Genomic DNA, 17,045 nt, shown 5'->3' with positions numbered 1-17,045 from the left:
GATCGACTCGGTCAGCACTTGCGTTAGCATCGCGGCTCCCCCTCGGGGGAATCTGTGCTTAAAAGAGTTTACACAAAATTATTGACAGACCCTAAGCCGATTGCTCTTATGCAATCGGCTTTTTTTTGATGTACGCTAAAACAGAGGGGTCTTCGTTAAATAAGATTAATACTTTTTCATGAAAGTTGTTACAGACTTTAGGACTGACTGCATATCATGCAAGTCAGCTTTTTGCCCTTTTGAAATGAGTGTAATTTTAACGATTACATTTTTGTAAGTGAGCATGGCTTCATCAAAAGATTGCAGTACGGCTTCTTTTTTATATGCTTCCGTTTCATGTGTCGGCCAAAACACCAAGTCATTACTTAAGGTATCTTTCAGGTAGATCAGATCAATAAGCAGCAACGTGTCATCTTTTTTCTTATAGATGATTCTCTCCTGCGTTTCCTCGTCTGTTGGCTTACCATCACGGGTTAACATCGACCTGGCACCAAATGACCAATCCTTTTCAATGGCAACAATATTGTTCCCTTGGGTACTTTCCAGAAAATTAAAGGGTGCCAATTGAAGCTTTTCGGACATATCCGTGAATAAATCACGATATTGTGCATAGCTAAGAGATGCATCTTTCTTGCTATCGTCCACTCGTACACTTGGAGCAGGAACATGGGGTTTGCCGCTATCTGGCTGCTGTGTGGCATCATTGCAGCCGGTGATGATAAGAATACACAAGAGGGCGAGCATCATTTTTTCTTTTTTCATCCGAATAGCCTCCTGAGCTTTAGATTAGAATCTTAAATAATAGCGTTTTTACAAAACTGAACCCGGTCACTCTCAACGGTTTGGACTTTCTCTGTAGCCTCACAAAATGTTCACCAGTACCCCCCCATCTTCCCAAGCCATTGTTTAAAACTCGTTGATAGGTGATACTTATGTATGCGATCATACTTATTGATATTAGAAAAAGGCCGGCACATTGGCCGACCTGATCAACATTCGTAAGCGGTTTTGATATTATTATTCCAATTCGCCTCTTGTAGTACCTGTACGAACTGAAACTTGACCCGACATATCAGCACTACCACTTGTGAGGTTAACATAAAAATCTCCGGTAGACCAAGCACTTGAGTTAATAGGAGAAGACCAATCTTCACCGGGATATATAGTTCCACTAAGCTTAACCGTGCCTGCACCTGAGCCTTGAGTTACTGTTAACTTAATTTTTTGACTGCCGTTATTACGTACCCATACTTTAACGTATCCATACCCTGCACGAATGGTGAAAGGCTTTGACATTTCTGTACCCCTAAGTCGTACATCAAGCACAGGATCAGTAGCCTGAGGAGTAATGACATGATCCCCCACTTTTGGTGTATTCACATCGGTCGATGTGTTTGCAGATTGGGAAACTGCTGTTGAGTCAGTTGTAGCTGGTGCAACATCCGTAGTAGCTGCGGCAGAAGCAGTTAATGGAATTGCAAGAGCTAAAGACAAAACAGATACTACAGAAGCTTTTTTAATGTTTTTCATACTCATAAGCCCACTTTCTTTGATTTTTTTAACCTGTGTACTTTATCAATCAACCAGTATGTATAGAAACTATTAGAGCATTCATGATCAATAAAGTTTTTTACAGGTAGTTATACGCACTTACATTATAAGTATTTTATTGTAATTATTCAACAATAAAATGGATTTCCATTCCATATAAAAGGCAAGCTACGGAATTGAACCGTGCAAAGGTTCTGACTAGGCTCAACAAAAAAGCCGTGTGTTATATCACTAGGGCATGAATGCCTCGATGTTTTCCCTTATTTGATTTTCCATGAAAAAAATTCACAACATAAATAGTCCAACGACGACCAGTAAAAATGGTGAATTTCCGTTCAGTGCTTACTATTTTTCTTACGAATCATACCAAACAAAAAAATTAATAACAAAACAGAGAACAAGAATGTATAACCTATTAGCAAGGGTTTTAAATTAGTTTCTCCTGTATTGGTATATATTCTTCCTACTAGGATAAGAAGCATAATTAATGATAGCCCAAAATTTTCACGGTTATATTTCCTTATCGTATATTTAATTATTCTATAAAACATAAAAACTAGTAGCAAGAAAGATACTATTGAGATGATAACGTAAACCATATCTGCATGTCCCCCTTTAAAATAAAAATAGCAAAAGTTAAACATCGCCTTTCACTCGAAAATTACATACGTTGAATATAATTATATGCTTGTTGAAGACTAGATCTTGCTTATGAACGATCATTAACCACACCAGCCGCTGATACCGCTCCAGTAAGTCCAGAACCAACTAATCCTACAACCGTTTCCCATGTAACAGCCGTTACACCGAATTTATTACATTTTATGACATGATAATGTATTTTTCTTTCAAATAAGTCATTTTATAGATACCGTGATATAATCGTATTCGTTATGTGATGGGAGGGATTAGTTTTGCATAGAGCAGGATGGGTGAGGAAGCTGGATTATTTGGGAAGAGTCGTGTTACCGATGGACGTAAGGAGAGATTTGGGCATTGAGAAACAAGATGGTTTGGAGTTTTCTTTACAAGAACAAGGCATCATCCTAATTCAAATAGACAAAGAACAATGTAGGTTATGTAGCTCTAATCATAGTTTGATGCCTTATAGAGATTCCTTCATTTGTATTCCATGTATACGCGAACTGAAAGGGATATGATCTGGTTACATCAGTTGGACATTTTCGTAAGTTTTTTTGGTCTGAAACATACGGTTGTACTGATTAATAAGTTCATCCAATAACATAGACTGCTCAAGAACACACGCATGTCCGAAACCGTACTGTTCAAACAGATCATGAAGCTGCTGCCGGGCATTTTCCATTTGTTGTTGTAACGTTTCATCTGTATTCATTGACATTCCCTCCTAATGTATTTCATTTTAGGATGGAATGAGCAAATTCGAATCATTATTTTTTTCAACCAAAAATTTGAAAAATAAAACAAAAAAAGACCAGCATTTTAAGCTGGTCAATGGTAATGAATTGTGACTTGGATCAAAATCCACCAATGTAGCCCTGAGTCTGTGCTCTGCCAGAGCTAGGATGCTTAGCTTGAACTGGTAGTGCAAATACCAGTAAAAAGCTAGTTACCGCCAAGAGCAAAGCCATCTTTTTGATCATTACTTTCCCATGACATTTTTTCGTACTGAGCCAGCATTTCAGGAGCGACATGCGCTCTGAAACGGTCAAACAAACCTGAACAATTGGAAATAAGTAGTGCATGATTTATTGTAACAGCTTTTTCAAAAGCATTTATTAAACATTTGAAACCATATGGATATCTACCTTTATTTAGGCTGTACTTAGCCAGCTTGTACCAAAACCGTACGTATTCTTCTGGTAAGACCTGCTGTGTATACAGGTCAGCAGATGATGGCTCCTGATAGGCTGCAATTTGAGACTCAAAGCGCTGGAGAATATGATCCACATCCATATCGTACCGATTAGCGGCTTCGATAACGTTCAAGAGTTCGGCAAAAATTTGTTGCTCGCCTGCCATACACTCTACGTAATCCGGCAGCACGCTAACATCTCCAGACATAAGCCTGTTTACGTACGTATTAATTTTTCCCCACCGCTGAAATAAGCCTATCCAGTGGAGTGTGTCTGAATCCTGCTCCTTTACCCAGCTTAAATCAGTATGTGCACGGAGATGCTCTAATGCCTGATCATAATGCCCTTTGGCATCACATGCATTTGCACACAGCAGATCAGCGTAGGCTATGTATGCAAACAGTGGTCTACTTAGTTTCTTTCGTAGCCCTTGTTCCTTACGTCCAGAGTTGTGAACCATGCCATATTGTATTTTCCCTAGCCGTCTCATTTCCTTAGCAAATGTATATGTCTTGTCCCAATAGCCCATGGATCTGTATACATTCGCTAAGTCTTTTAATGCATCAAGCTGATCGATTTCATCCAAACGATTGATAAACGATTCAAATTTAGCGGCGGCTTCAAGGTTAACCGCTTGGTCTTTCCCAATCGTGAGCTTAAACAAGCGATACTGGCACACGGCAAGTCGTTCTGAATGCTGATGCTTCTCACTCTCAGCCACCTTTGTATACAGAAAAGCAGCGGCTTCATTATACCCGTCTTTGAAAATATTTTCGGCTAGTCCATAGAGCAAAGGTGGATAGGTAGCATGGTCTAGCAATAGATAGACGACTCTTTTTAAACAATCCAGCCGATGAAGCTCCACACATCGGTACAAGTACGGTCTAATTTTTCGCCAGTTCAACGGTTCATAAATAATATACTCTTCAATATAACGCTCATAGAAATGATCCGGTGGTAACTCCATTCCTAGCGTGATCAGATCCAATTGATTCACGGAAATGGACTTATTACCCGTCACAATACCACTGACGGTGCCCGGATTCAATCCCGAGATATGTCCAAACGCGGTCTTGCTCAAACCTTTTCGTTTTAGGTATTTTTCCAATTCTGCTCTTATCGTCGGTGTGATTTCCATGAATAAACCACCCTTTCAGCGTGAACTGTAATATGATGCTCATTTTAACAAATCCTATAGTTTTGAAAACATATAATATAATCAATTATTTGCCCATCCATAATTATACCATCTTCTGGAACAATAAAGAATAGTTCTATTTTATTGCTTTTTATCTTTTTAATAGGAGATTTTTGACATGAAATACATTGCCATGACGAGAATATTAGACCATTTGGGACGCTTCACCCTCCCCAAAGAAATACTATATACGTGCGATTTTGAACCTCTGGATTCCGTTGAATTTTTTATAGACATAGAGAAGGGCACGATCATTCTCAAAAGATACATCGGCCAGTCCTGTAAATTCTGTCAATCAACCGAAGGATTAAGCGCTTTTAAAGACTCTCTCATATGCAATAAATGTATATATAGGATCAAAAATGCTTTCAAATCCAAAGCTAAAAAACCACTCCCACCGAAACCTGTGAAAGATACGGAGACAGATAGACGGGCTCTACAGCCAAAAGAGGTCATGACCCAGTTGCTTTTGAATTTGTTAGAAAAGCATCCTAACGCCACACAACAAGAATGCGCCGATATGTTACGTATATCACAAGCCCGGGTCAGTCAGCTCAAACAGATCATACAGGAATCAGGAGAGGATATTATATGAAAAATACAGGTATGCTGCGCCGATTGGACTCATTAAACCGTATCGTTATTCCCAAAGAAATGCGTACCACCATGAACTTGGATATTGGTGATTCAATAGAATTTTTTGCCGATCATGAAACAGGCTTCTTGGGTATGCAAAAATATGTTGGCGCTTCCTGTAAGCTGTGTAACTCAACTGAAAATCTGACGTATTTCAGGGGTTCACTTTTATGCAAGAACTGTACAGTCGAATTGAAGGCAAATATAGGTGTTAGTCCAATACCGATTCCAGTTGTTAAGGAACATACGTATACAGAAAAGAGAACCTATCAGTCATCACAAAATCTGATCGAAAGCCTAAAAGAACTTGTACGTAGATATCCTAATGCAACACAGAATGAATATGCAAAATGGCTTGGCGTGTCACAAGCCCGTGTATCTCAACTCAAAAGGTTATTGTAGGGATCTCACCAACATGTTAACGAAAATATAAGCCAAGCCTTGGACATGACAGGCTTGGCGTATTTTCTTACTCTAAGTTAGAAAGTAGTGAAACTATTATGTAGTGCTCAATAACAGTTGACCCGTCCCACGAATGCCTTAGCTTCAAACCCCTGCGCCCGTAGCGGTTGGATGGTCCACTTGCTCACTTTCCTGAAAATCCCGGCGATAGAACCAGCCGATCAGGACAGCAATGGTCGTCATGGCCGCAGCCAGCAGGTACACCTGCACCATACCAAAGCGGTCTGCATACCAGCCCAGGAACAGTAAAGACAGGCCGAAAGCGAGATTCGTAAGCACATCGATACCCGCCATCACTTTGGGAAGCTGAGCGGCCGGGGCACTCGTTTGCAGCAAGGTGCGGCGAATAATGCCAGCCATTTGAACCGGTAAGCCGGATACAGCAAAAAGAACAAGCGCAGCGACCGGGATCGTATTGAGTGCAAACACTATCGTAATCAGCACATACACAAGCAATGCTCCGAGCATGTACAGAAAGCTGTTCTTTTGCAGCCGCTTAACCAAGCCGACGACAAGCAGCCCGCCCAGAATTGTACCGGAGAAAAAGGAAGCATTCATAAAGCCCCACCAGCTTGCATCCTGATGCAGCACCTGAGTAACATACGCCAGAATAAATACACCCAGCCACGAGGTTCCTCCAATGGTATCCACACTATCCACGATCATCAGAGACCGGATGCGGCGGTTATGCCAAATGATTTTCCATCCTTCACCAAGCTCCTTCCAGTGAGAGCCTTTTTCTTTTGAATTTGCTGTTTCTGTTGAATTGTTCGAGGATTCTGAGGATTCGGGGCTTAATTCCTTTTGATCCAGCGGATCACGAATGAAGGACGTAACCGTTACAGCCACCAAATAACAACAGGATGCGATCACAAGCGTATTCAGGGAACCGAGCCAGGCCACAATAATCCCACTCAACGCCCAGCCTGCACATTTAACCACTTGATCACTGACCGCCACCATGCCGTTCGCACGCATCAGCCCCTCGCCAGTTGCCAATCGGGGTACAAGCGCATTACGTGACGGGTTGGTCCAGCCATCCAAAAATGACATGCCGAACACCATCACAAAAATGAACAGAAACGACCTCTGCTCAGGTGTGATCCACAGGTAAAGCAGGAGTAATGTAAAAATGATAAACTGCCCAAATTGGGAAAACAGCAACACCCTCGTTAGCCGGAAGCGACTGAGAACCACGGGAGCCACCAGTCCACTAAGCACCTGCGCAGACAAGCGGAACAACGGAATTAAAATGGTCGTCATTAAAGAATTACTTGAGCTGAACACCAGTACCACTACACTCAACATGTAGATGATATCTGCGACGTTGGAGATCGTCTGCGAACCCCACAGATAATAAAAAGAACGTCTGATCAAAAAAGTTCCCCCCTCTTTCGTACATAGCCGATTTGTGTGTTTACATAACCAAACCTCCCCTAGATGATATTTCAATTCTGTCTAATGTTTGGCTTTTTGTATATTTCTACACACACCCTTAAATTCCCTTCTTTTATCTTAAAAGGAAATTCGGTGTCCGGTATGGTCTATTCTCATTTGCGCCTTTTATTAAACATCAAAAAAAAGCACCTTAGCGCTCTTTTTCACCCGAAAACAGGCTACAAAGAATGCCAAGACGCTTGCTAACAAGGGCTACTTCGTCAAATCCTCCACAAATTTAGGCAGCACGAACGCTGCTTTGTGCAGACGTGGACTGTAATATCGTGTGTCCATTTCGGGAATATGTGCCTCGTCGACTTCGAGCGGATCATACCTTTTGCTGCCCAATGTGAATGTCCACAGACCGCTCGGATAGGTCGGAATATTCGCCCCGTACACACGTACAATCGGGAAAATTTCCTTCACATCCTTGTTGACCTTCTGAATCAGGTCGGCTTTGAACCAAGGGTTATCCGTTTGCGCCACAAAAATGCCATCTTCCTTCAACGCTTCAAAGATACCTTGGTAAAAACCGCGTTCGAACAGCGGTGCCGCCGGGCCAACGGGTTCCGTGGAATCGACCATAATGACGTCGTATTCATTTTTGTGCTCCAGAATATGCATATAGCCATCATTGATCAGCACTTCCACATTAGGCTCGTCCAGCTTTCCGGCAATTTCGGGCAAATATTGTTTGGAATATTCGATCACCTTACCGTCGATTTCAACCAGCACCGCCTTTTCGACCTCAGGGTGCTTGATGACCTCACGAATAACGCCGCCATCGCCACCGCCCACCACCAAAACCTTCTTCGGATTCGGGTGTGTGTTCAGAGCGGGATGCGCTACCATTTCATGATAAACGAACTCATCCTTCACGGTTGTCATTACCATACCGTCCAGTACGAGCATATTGCCGAATTCCTCGGTCTCCATCATTGCCAGATCCTGAAAATCCGTTTTCTCGGAGACGTAGGTTTGTTTGATTTTTGCCGTAATGCCGTAAGAGGGAGTTTGCTTCTCCGTAAACCACAAGTCCATCATTTCAACCTTCTTTCTCATCAAAGTATGTGTCCGACAATAAACACGATATCTGTAACACATAAACGCCGAGTTTGCTATATTTATTGTAACCAAACACACTGCACTTTCACACTTTTTTGCATTATAAGCAATAACCCGATAGCCTGCAAAAGCCTTTTTCAGATTGGATCTGGTATAAAATGTACACGTACACGCAGCTGATGAATAGACGCTTTCGGATTGACAATACTGAGAACATCAACCAAGGAAGGAGGTGGCATGATGGCCGGTACAACTAAGCAATCACCCAAGCGCAAACCGCTCTGGGTTCGATGGTTTCAGGGACTGATGTCACTCACCATTCTGACGGTCATCGCCGCCTGCATTCTGCTCGCCTATTTATATACGACCAGTCTTCCGCTCGCGGATACGGATCGAAATTCACGGCTGCTCGACAGCCAGGGGAAAGTCATTGCCACCTTCTCTGCCGGAGGCAAGGAGTCTATCCCTGTCCAACTGGATCATATTTCACCCGATCTGATTGCGGCTACGCTGGCTGTAGAAGACCGGAAGTTTTATGATCATTTCGGGTTTGATTTCAAAGGTCTGGGCCGGGCGGTGCTCGTCAATGTGACCCGTTGGGACATGTCGCAAGGGGCCAGCACGCTGACACAGCAGCTTGCACGTAATCTGTATCTGTCCCATGAAAAAACCTGGACACGCAAGGCCAAGGAAGCCATCTACACGGCACAGTTAGAAATGAAGTACAGCAAGGACGAGCTGCTACAAATGTATTTGAACGAAATTTACTATGGTCACGGTGCCTACGGCATTGAGGCGGCTTCCCAGATGTATTTTGGCAAATCCGCCAAGGATCTCGATCTGGCTGAAAGCGCACTGCTGGCGGGTATCCCGAAAGGACCGACCTACTATTCGCCGTATAATCATATGAAAAACGCGAAGGATCGGCAAAAGGTTGTACTTGATTCCATGGCGCTCACAGGCAAGATCACTCAGGCCGAAGCCACCAAGGCCTATGGGGAAATGCTTGCCCTGCGGCCCGAGAGCCAGCGCCGGACAGTTGAAGCCGCGCCCTGGTTCCGCGACTACGTTCGCCAGCTCGTGATTCATCAGCTTGGGATTAGTGAGGGCGTGCTGGAGCATGGCGGTCTGAGTATTTATACCACGCTGGACATGCACATGCAGCAGTCAGCCGAGGCCGCAGTAAGCGAAGGCATGAAGAGCGGCAACGGTCTGGAGACGGCGCTGATCTCCATCGACCCGCGTAGCGGACACGTCAAGGCGATGGTCGGCGGAGCCAACTATGTCGCCAACCAGTACAACCATGCGCTCGCCACGACCCGGCAGCCCGGATCGTCCTTCAAGCCGATTATGTATCTGAGCGCACTTGATTCCGGCGAATTGACGAGTACGTCCAAGTTCGACAGCCAACCGACGTTGTTTCACTACGACAACAACCGCAAAACCTATAAGCCCAAAAATTTTGGAGACAAATATTTGGGCGAAATTGATCTGCGACGCGCGATTGCGGCGTCCGATAATATTTATGCCGTAAGCACCATTTTGAAGCTGGGAACGGATAAGGTCATGGACCTCGCCCGCAAAATGGGCATCACGAGCGAGCTGAAGCCCGTGCCGTCACTGGCGCTGGGCGTATCACCCGTCAGCCCGTTCGAGATGGCCTCGGCCTTCTCGGTCATCGGCAGCGGCGGGCAAAAGGTCGCTCCGGTGGCGGTGCTGCGCATCACCGATGCGGCCGGGCGGTCGCTCTATGAAGCGCCGCAGGCCGCGCCCGAGCAGGTGGTGAAGCCCGCCTCCGCCTACGTCCTCACACGCCTTATGGAAGGCGTGTTCGAGGAAGGCGGCACCGGTAACCGGGTCGCGAAGCTGATCAAGCGTCCGGTTGCCGGCAAGAGCGGCACGACCAACACCGATGCGTGGATGGTCGGCTTCACACCCGAGCTGTCCACCGCCGTCTGGGTCGGCTACGACAAGGGTAAGGCCATCAGCACGCAGGATGCCCGGCGGGCGGCACCGATTTTCGCGCAGTATACGGAGAAAGCGCTGGAGAATGTGCCGCCCAAAATCTTTCCCATTCCTGACGGTGTCGTCAGCGCCTACATTGATCCGGCCAGCGGCAAGCTGGCTGCACCGGACAGTCCCGACAAGCGGCTGGAAGTGTTCGTAAGCGGAACAGAGCCGAAGGAAACACTGTCGGGGCAGAACAACCCGCCGGAAGCAACGCAGAATGACCAGGCGGAGCAGCAGGCAGAGAAGAAGTCATGGTGGGGCAATTTCAAACGATGGTGGATGGATTAACCACAAAAAAAGACTGAAGGCACGCTATCAGCGCTCCCTCAGTCTTTTTGCTTTCTTTTTACATCAACCGCTAAATTATGCTTACCAATAGCAGCTAAACGACTCAATGCGGTTGGTGTCTATCCCAAAATATGTCCAAAAACGGCCGTTCCACCGGAATCCCGCCACTGATGTTCTGCCTACAAAGACCGGATATAGCCAGAAGCGCTCTCCACTCGTCAGCCATATAAACGTGTTGCGGAACAAACAGCCGGAAATGGCTCCGGGATCAATAGCATAGGCGGAGACCAGCGGCTTCGGTGGTGTAAATTGCGGTGGTGGGGCAGTGGGCGCCTGAACGCCTTGTGGTCCTCCTTGCGGACCGAAAGTCCCCGGCGGCGGCGAAAACGACCCTTGCCCTGTTGACGGGCCAAAAGGCCCCTGTGGTGTACCAGGAAATTGTGGACTCGAAGGGCCTGGGCCTGGCGGCATGGATGTACCCGGAAACCCCGTTTGCGGTCCAAAAGGACCCTGTGGCATTAAAGACATGCGGTTCACTCCTTGTGTTTTAGGCTGATGTATCCTATGCGAGACATCAGCCCGTGGACTAGGCGAATACCCATACCGCCACTGCATTTTTCTATTTCGTCCCTTTACATCCATAATTCTTACATCCTGACCCGATTAACTCCCTGTCCGAACATGCTCCAGCTCAATTTCATGCCACATTTTAATCTCAAATCGTTTTCTCAACTCGTTATACTGATCCAGTAGTGGATGTTCATGTCCGAAGTGAATGGAGCACTTCCTTTATCGCTGAATATTTCCTTTAAAAAAGAGAGAAGATGTTAACATCAAATATCCAGTCCAAGGAGTTGACCTCATGCAAGATTCCAGTCCAAAGATTACAACATTTTTCATGTTCTCCGGTCAAGCAGAAGAAGCCATGCAATTTTATACCTCCGTTTTTGAGCCGTCCAACATCGTTAGCGTATTCTATCAAGAGGATGGAAGCGTGTTACATGCCGTATTCTCCCTAAAGGGTCAAACCTTCATGGCTATTGACCAAAACCATCAGGACAAGCACCCTTTTACTCCGGCCCTATCGCTATTCGTCACCTGTGATTCGGAAGAAGAAATTCACCACGTGTTTGATCAGCTATCGCAGGAAGGACAAGTTCTAATGCCACTGGAAGCCTCGCCCGTAAGCCAACTATTTGGCTGGGTTCAAGATAAGTACGGAGTTTCATGGCAGTTGAATTTGGCAAAATAACCCGACCAAGATAACTCTTATCTCAGCCGGGTTATTTATTATTGAAGTGTATTCATTATCACATGCTGACCTTTACCTTGATGATCATGTTTGGTATGTTCATTCCGGCATTGCTTACCTACATGAAAAAGAAATAGACCGCTCCACACAAAAGTAACGGTCTATTGTTTGACCCTACTGCCGACTGCTCTTTAAGTAGTTGTTTGTACACTGGAGTCGTGTTCCCGCACGGCTCCTTTACTATTCTCACCTCAGTATAGCTCGTTTTTATGACGTAAACACAGCTTTTTCATTCAAAAATTTTACTTATTACCCTGTGTGCTTTCATGATAAAAACAGACTTGATCCTTACATCCATAACGAATAGTAGATCCAGTATCCTCATAATAGCCCACATCTTCGAAATCCGCGGGCTTTGTCGCTTCAATAAGATTCAGCAAATCCTGAGCGACTTCTTCTACAGACTCTTTCTCGGTGTCCCCTCCTATAGCTGGGCCTCCCGGTCCCTCGTATGCAGTCAATATCCAACTTTGTCCATCCGGATTTGTTGCCTTAATTATGTACGCATATGCATCTTCAAAATTTTTTGATGTCCTTTGAGGTTTTCCGAATAAAGTAATTAGCGCTCCTCTAAACTGAGCAACAGTCTCCTCTTCCATCGATGTAGCATGAAGAATATTAGATGTCATCAATGAATCCTTTGGATCATTAACTTTTTTATAAATAAATTTCGTTACATACTTCTCACCTGAATACTTTTTACTTTTTGGGGCTGCTTCCTGTTGATCCAATGTTATTGGGTTTTGTTTAGAAGTATTCAGTACCAAGCCACAAACAATCGCAAGAACGATAACCGCAACTGCTATATATTTGTTAATCACACTCTCTCCTTACTCCCAAAGCCTATTTAGCTACGGAAACATCTTAAATATAAATCAGGCTACAGAAGGTGCACCAAAATCCGCTCATTCTTTTTCGTTTAGAAATTCCCCTAGTCTCCGACTTAAGGCTGCATACTGCTCTGCATTGGTGTCCGAAAATTCCATTCTGCATTTATGGTGAATTGACTTCACTAATTTTAACACGTAGTCCACACTCTGCGAATCTTGGCTTCTGCTTCTTTTAGTTCTAGCAAATACACGTCGGGATTGGAAAGTTTTTTCCAGTCCTCAAACCCAAACTGCGGATCGTAATGTCGAATGAGAAGGGACAGCAAAGCCCCATGAGTTACAATGATTATTGTTTTTTCCGTCCGTTCTATAAGCTCCTGAACAAGCTGTATTCCTCGATCTGCTGCTTCACGGGATGATTCGCCCCCCTCCAGCTTCAAGTCTTCGTCCAGATAGGTCTGTTTCAGAACGTCCATCCAATGATCCAAATGTTCACGGCTGAGCACCCGCTCCTGAAGACGTAGGTCCGTATATACCTGCAACTTTTTCTGTTCAGCCAAGGGCTGAATGGTTCTCAAAGCTCGTTCCCACGGGCTAGATACGATATATTCTACACCTGCATTTCCCATAAAAGACGACAACTGCTCAGCCTGTCTGACACCTTCTTCGGTCAGTCGGGCATCAGGCTCTTGTCCGGTTGCTTTGGCATGCCTGACGAAGTATATCTTTTTCATATAGTATCTACCTCCTTTCGCCCTATGGACAATATAATCCGCCAGCCATAAGAGGTCAATTTTAAGCACCCACGCTTAAGCTAGATTGCTATAACATTAATCTTCTCATATAAAAGAAAAGACCAACCAAAAACCCCGGTTAGCCCTATCCCAAACATTCTACTGTTAGTCCCTTGAATTCATCCGATAATCCTGCATAACAGGTACTTAAATGTTGACTAGCCTTTCAAATGGACTCTTAACACAGGTGCATCTGGAGAAACAGACGAATCTTGCAATATTTCCACATGGCCGATCATCTCTTGCCCGTCTGGAACGATGACCGGAGTAATTAGAGACAATTCGGCCTGTTGGATAGCATCCATATCAAATTCCATCAATAATTGCCCTGCTTTAACGTTGTCTCCTGTTTGGACATAGGGGTTAAAGCCCTGTCCTTTGAGAGAGACCGTATTAATCCCGACATGTATCAAAACTTGTACACCGCATTCATGCTCAAGTATCAGGGCGTGCTTACTTTTCTCCATCACATGAACCACTTTGCCCGTAAAAGGAGCCGTAACCTTTCCTTCAGACGGATGAATAGCGATACCGTCCCCCATTGCCTTCGTAGAAAACGCAGGATCTGGAACCTCTGCAAGGGAAACAATTTGTCCTTTAATTGGCGCTACGATGTCGAATTCTTCAACACGTGGAGTTGCTTTCTTTTTCAACCATTTAAACATTCTACTAACGCCACCTTATTTACAGATTACATTCATAAACAGTGAATAAGACTTAACTTCCCTCTTCATAGGAACCGGTTCCACAAAAGAGAAAATCAAAACCTAATAGGACAGATTTCTACCTGAATTATAGTGAATGCCTTTCTATGATGTCAAGGCGCTATCAATCAAATAACCTCACATATGCTTCAGCTTTCTTCTACTATCAGCGCATATCTGAAATATGTGAATAGAAGAAGCTGTTAGGCACAAAAAGACGACTACTGATCCATTCAGCAGCCGTCTTTTAACCGTTTAACCAAAGTTATTACCCTTCCAGCGCCTGCTTCAATTCCTCAGGCGAAGCGTCCCACCATTCCTCGTTATGCGAGATCAGCAGGCTTTTGAGCGCTGCTTTATCCTCGCTGCCGAGATCATCCAGCATAAAACGGCGCTTGAGCGCGTAATCCATACGGTTGACGTGATCGGCGAGGATTTTCCAGCCGCGTTTGGCTTCGTCGTCAATCAGCATCTCGCAGGCTGTTGCTCCACCGTACACACGTCCTTCGGGCGTACGATCGACGGCTACCCATACCAGCCATACCTGGCGTCCGTTCGGTACATCCTCTTTATTGGTAGAAAACTTAATCCCGCGTTCTACTTTACTTTTGGCATGCATGGCACCGATATCAATTTTTGCCTCGCCGCGGTCAATAATGACCGGGGACATGCTGTTCAGGTCGATTGAGCCTGCGCCGAAGCCCTTATGTTTACTCTTGCCACTGACAATGTTCAGTGCAATCTGTTTTTTGCCGTCCTGCTGATTTTCACTCATGCGTCACTAAGCCTCCATTTTCCGTCTTCACACTCATTCTACACTATAAATATTTTAACTAATAATCTCCCGAAAGCAAACATATACATGCTGTAGATGCTTGTCAACGGGAGGTATCCATTGTATGACCCCAGCACGCACCAAAATCGTTTTATTGTCTACACTAGCCCTCGGTCTCCTCGCAGGGACGTTATGGTTTGCCTGGCAGCCTCAATCCGAGTCGAATTCGCAATCCTTGGGCAAACCGATGTACGATTCCCAGTCGAAGTCTGCGCTTGCGCCTAATATGGGCAAGCCCCTGGGGGCAAACATCCTGCCTGACGTTCCCAAAAGTCCTTCACAGCCCGCTTCGGAGATTCTTAGCAAGCGTGTGGTGGAATACCACATTGACGTGTCTCTGGAAGAAGGACAGGTTTTGCGGGGCACCGAGACGCTTACATGGAAGCATCCGGGCACCAAAACCGTGAACGAGCTGTACCTGCATCTGTACCCCAATGCCTTCTCTTCCATGGAAACCACCTTCATGAAGGAATCCGGGGGCAAGCTGCGCGGCGACACCATGCCCAAGAACGGCTTTGGCTCCATGACACTAACTGAACTTAAAACGGAAGACGGTTTATCCCTCATGCACCGGACTCAATACGTGCAGCCGGATGACGGTAACGTGAACGACCGCTCGCTCATGAAGGTACGTCTCCCCAAGCCGGTCCGAGGCGGTGAAAGCATTACATTATATATGAAGTTTGAGGTAAAGCTACCCGCCATCTTCGCACGTATGGGCGCAACAGATGATTTTGTCATGGCAGGTCAGTGGTTTCCCAAACTCAGCGTCTACGAAACAGCAGGACAGCGCGGACGCGCCGAGGAAGGCTGGAATCTGCATCAGTATCATGGAAACTCCGAGTTTTACGCAGATTTCGGAATTTACAGTGTGCGGATTCGAGTGCCTGAAACACACATCGTGGCTGCAACCGGATTTCCCACCCGTGGAGCAGTCCGGCAAAATGGACAAAAAATATATCAATTCTATGCCGATGACGTGCACGACTTTGCATGGGCCGCTTCACCGAATTTTGTAGCCGCAGAAGAGCCCTTTTCTTCTGCCGAGGTGCCGGGTGTCAAAATCAAGCTGTATCTCGACCCATCGCACAAGGAGCTCAAGGGACGCTATATGAGCGCAGCCAAGGCCGCCCTTTCCTATTACAGCAAGTGGTACGGGCCTTATCCATATTCGACCCTGTCCATCGTTGTACCACCCAAAGCAGGCAGCGGCGCGAGCGGCATGGAGTATCCCACACTCATTACGGCCGCAGCGGCGGATCATCTGAATCCCGGCTATGGTCTGGAGCGGACAGTGGTTCATGAGATTGGGCATCAATATTTCTATGGAATGGTGGCAAACAACGAGTTCGAGGAACCATGGCTGGATGAAGGCTTTACCTCTTATGCAGAGGAACGACTCATGGAGCAGGAATATGGGCTCATCCCCAACTTGCCGTTACAGTCTGGGCAGGTATCATCCCCGCAGCCGTTAAACCGTGAGTCCTGGAAGTACGGCTCGGCTGCTAAATATGCACAAAATGCCTATTCTCGGGGCAAGCTGGTGCTGCGTGGCATTGAACGCCAGGTCGGCGCGAAGAAAATGGACCGAATTATGCGTACCTACGTCCAGACCTACCGATTCAAGCATCCATCCTCACAGGACTTTCAGCGTATCGTCGAAAGAGTCACCGGACGTTCGTGGAGCCACTATTTTGAACAATATGTATACGACGGCCAGATGGCGGATTTTTCAGTGGATCGCATTACGAACCGCAAGCTGGCCAACGGATACGAAGCAACCATTACACTCAGCAAAAAAGGGGCGGATTATCCCAAGGTCCCTGTTCAATTTACCTTCAAGGACGGCACAACGATGTTCAAGGCATGGGACGGCACGGGCAAAAGCACAACCTATCGACTAAAAAGTGCATCTCCGGTCTCCCATGTGATTGTTGATCCGCTGTACACGATTGCGCTGGAGAATAAGCATATCAACAACAGCCTGAAGGCCGAACTGAACGAAAAAACCCAGACCCGTTGGAGTATAAGTGTAACCAAGCTGCTGGAGACACTGCTTGGAAGTCTGTCATGGTGAGGTGTCTATAG

General features: G+C 45.7%; 17 protein-coding genes. 6 read left to right on the top strand and 11 right to left on the bottom strand.

The genetic code is table 11. The features are described from left to right. Positions 1-165: 165 nt before the first annotated feature. The 4 genes from AC0WRU_RS00635 to AC0WRU_RS00620 form a co-directional block, all read right to left on the bottom strand. Positions 166-762 (bottom strand): hypothetical protein, encoded by a 597-nt coding sequence (locus tag AC0WRU_RS00635; RefSeq protein WP_476126835.1) that lies wholly within the window; start codon positions 760-762, stop codon positions 166-168. A gap of 255 nt (positions 763-1,017) precedes the next feature. Beyond that, complete coding sequence (locus tag AC0WRU_RS00630) at positions 1,018-1,530, bottom strand: hypothetical protein (protein WP_262384903.1); 513 nt, start codon at positions 1,528-1,530, stop codon at positions 1,018-1,020. A gap of 1,186 nt (positions 1,531-2,716) precedes the next feature. After that, positions 2,717-2,905, bottom strand: coding sequence for an aspartyl-phosphate phosphatase Spo0E family protein (locus AC0WRU_RS00625; RefSeq protein WP_149096321.1), 189 nt, complete (start codon positions 2,903-2,905; stop codon positions 2,717-2,719). A gap of 230 nt (positions 2,906-3,135) precedes the next feature. Beyond that, positions 3,136-4,524: a helix-turn-helix domain-containing protein gene (locus tag AC0WRU_RS00620; RefSeq protein ID WP_476126834.1), complete on the bottom strand. Its 1,389-nt coding sequence runs from the start codon at positions 4,522-4,524 to the stop codon at positions 3,136-3,138. 178 nt (positions 4,525-4,702) lie between these two features. On the opposite strand from AC0WRU_RS00620, the gene AC0WRU_RS00615 reads away from it, so the two are divergent. Together AC0WRU_RS00615 and AC0WRU_RS00610 are read left to right on the top strand one after the other, a co-directional pair. Further along, complete coding sequence (locus AC0WRU_RS00615; protein ID WP_476126833.1) at positions 4,703-5,179, top strand: AbrB/MazE/SpoVT family DNA-binding domain-containing protein; 477 nt, start codon at positions 4,703-4,705, stop codon at positions 5,177-5,179. Beyond that, positions 5,176-5,622, top strand: a complete 447-nt coding sequence (locus AC0WRU_RS00610) for an AbrB/MazE/SpoVT family DNA-binding domain-containing protein (RefSeq protein WP_476126832.1) — start codon at positions 5,176-5,178, stop codon at positions 5,620-5,622. The genes AC0WRU_RS00615 and AC0WRU_RS00610 overlap by 4 nt, the downstream gene beginning before the upstream one ends. 144 nt (positions 5,623-5,766) lie before the next feature. On the opposite strand, the gene AC0WRU_RS00605 is transcribed toward AC0WRU_RS00610, so the two are convergent. Next, positions 5,767-7,059 carry an MFS transporter gene (locus AC0WRU_RS00605; protein ID WP_025683500.1) on the bottom strand — a complete coding sequence of 431 codons (1,293 nt, stop codon included), beginning with the start codon at positions 7,057-7,059 and terminating at the stop codon, positions 5,767-5,769. A gap of 273 nt (positions 7,060-7,332) precedes the next feature. After that, positions 7,333-8,160 (bottom strand): polyamine aminopropyltransferase, encoded by an 828-nt coding sequence (gene speE / locus AC0WRU_RS00600; RefSeq protein ID WP_025683499.1) that lies wholly within the window; start codon positions 8,158-8,160, stop codon positions 7,333-7,335. Between the two features lie 264 nt (positions 8,161-8,424). Between speE and AC0WRU_RS00595 the strand changes: the two genes are divergently transcribed. Continuing rightward, positions 8,425-10,482: a transglycosylase domain-containing protein gene (locus AC0WRU_RS00595; RefSeq protein ID WP_476128523.1), complete on the top strand. Its 2,058-nt coding sequence runs from the start codon at positions 8,425-8,427 to the stop codon at positions 10,480-10,482. An 81-nt stretch (positions 10,483-10,563) separates the two neighbouring features. Here AC0WRU_RS00595 and AC0WRU_RS00590 read toward each other — a convergent pair whose 3' ends face one another. Beyond that, entirely contained in the window at positions 10,564-11,010 is a 447-nt protein-coding gene (locus AC0WRU_RS00590) for a transporter (protein ID WP_025683497.1), read from the bottom strand. A gap of 334 nt (positions 11,011-11,344) precedes the next feature. Between AC0WRU_RS00590 and AC0WRU_RS00585 the strand changes: the two genes are divergently transcribed. After that, positions 11,345-11,734: a VOC family protein gene (locus tag AC0WRU_RS00585; protein WP_476126831.1), complete on the top strand. Its 390-nt coding sequence runs from the start codon at positions 11,345-11,347 to the stop codon at positions 11,732-11,734. A gap of 62 nt (positions 11,735-11,796) precedes the next feature. Then, positions 11,797-11,871, top strand: a complete 75-nt coding sequence (locus AC0WRU_RS00580; RefSeq protein WP_425339310.1) for a putative holin-like toxin — start codon at positions 11,797-11,799, stop codon at positions 11,869-11,871. 165 nt (positions 11,872-12,036) lie between these two features. Here AC0WRU_RS00580 and AC0WRU_RS00575 read toward each other — a convergent pair whose 3' ends face one another. From AC0WRU_RS00575 to AC0WRU_RS00560, 4 genes are all read right to left on the bottom strand, one after another. Further along, the gene (locus AC0WRU_RS00575) at positions 12,037-12,615 is read right to left on the bottom strand and encodes a hypothetical protein (protein WP_476126830.1); all 579 of its coding nucleotides are present in this window, start codon (positions 12,613-12,615) and stop codon (positions 12,037-12,039) included. 197 nt (positions 12,616-12,812) lie between these two features. Continuing rightward, complete coding sequence (locus AC0WRU_RS00570) at positions 12,813-13,358, bottom strand: histidine phosphatase family protein (protein WP_025683493.1); 546 nt, start codon at positions 13,356-13,358, stop codon at positions 12,813-12,815. A gap of 218 nt (positions 13,359-13,576) precedes the next feature. Then, a complete protein-coding gene (locus AC0WRU_RS00565) occupies positions 13,577-14,083 on the bottom strand; it encodes a PTS sugar transporter subunit IIA (RefSeq protein ID WP_476126829.1) in 507 nt (168 codons plus the stop codon). A gap of 307 nt (positions 14,084-14,390) precedes the next feature. Beyond that, positions 14,391-14,897, bottom strand: coding sequence for a YwhD family protein (locus AC0WRU_RS00560; protein WP_476126828.1), 507 nt, complete (start codon positions 14,895-14,897; stop codon positions 14,391-14,393). A gap of 124 nt (positions 14,898-15,021) precedes the next feature. Here AC0WRU_RS00560 and AC0WRU_RS00555 point away from each other — a divergent pair, with 124 nt between their 5' ends. Continuing rightward, positions 15,022-17,034 (top strand): M1 family metallopeptidase, encoded by a 2,013-nt coding sequence (locus AC0WRU_RS00555; RefSeq protein ID WP_476126827.1) that lies wholly within the window; start codon positions 15,022-15,024, stop codon positions 17,032-17,034. Positions 17,035-17,045: the final 11 nt, after the last annotated feature.

The organism is Paenibacillus sp. 1-8, from assembly GCF_056316205.1.
Note: the sequence above shows the minus strand (reverse complement) of the source record. Positions and strands in the feature narration are given on the sequence as shown.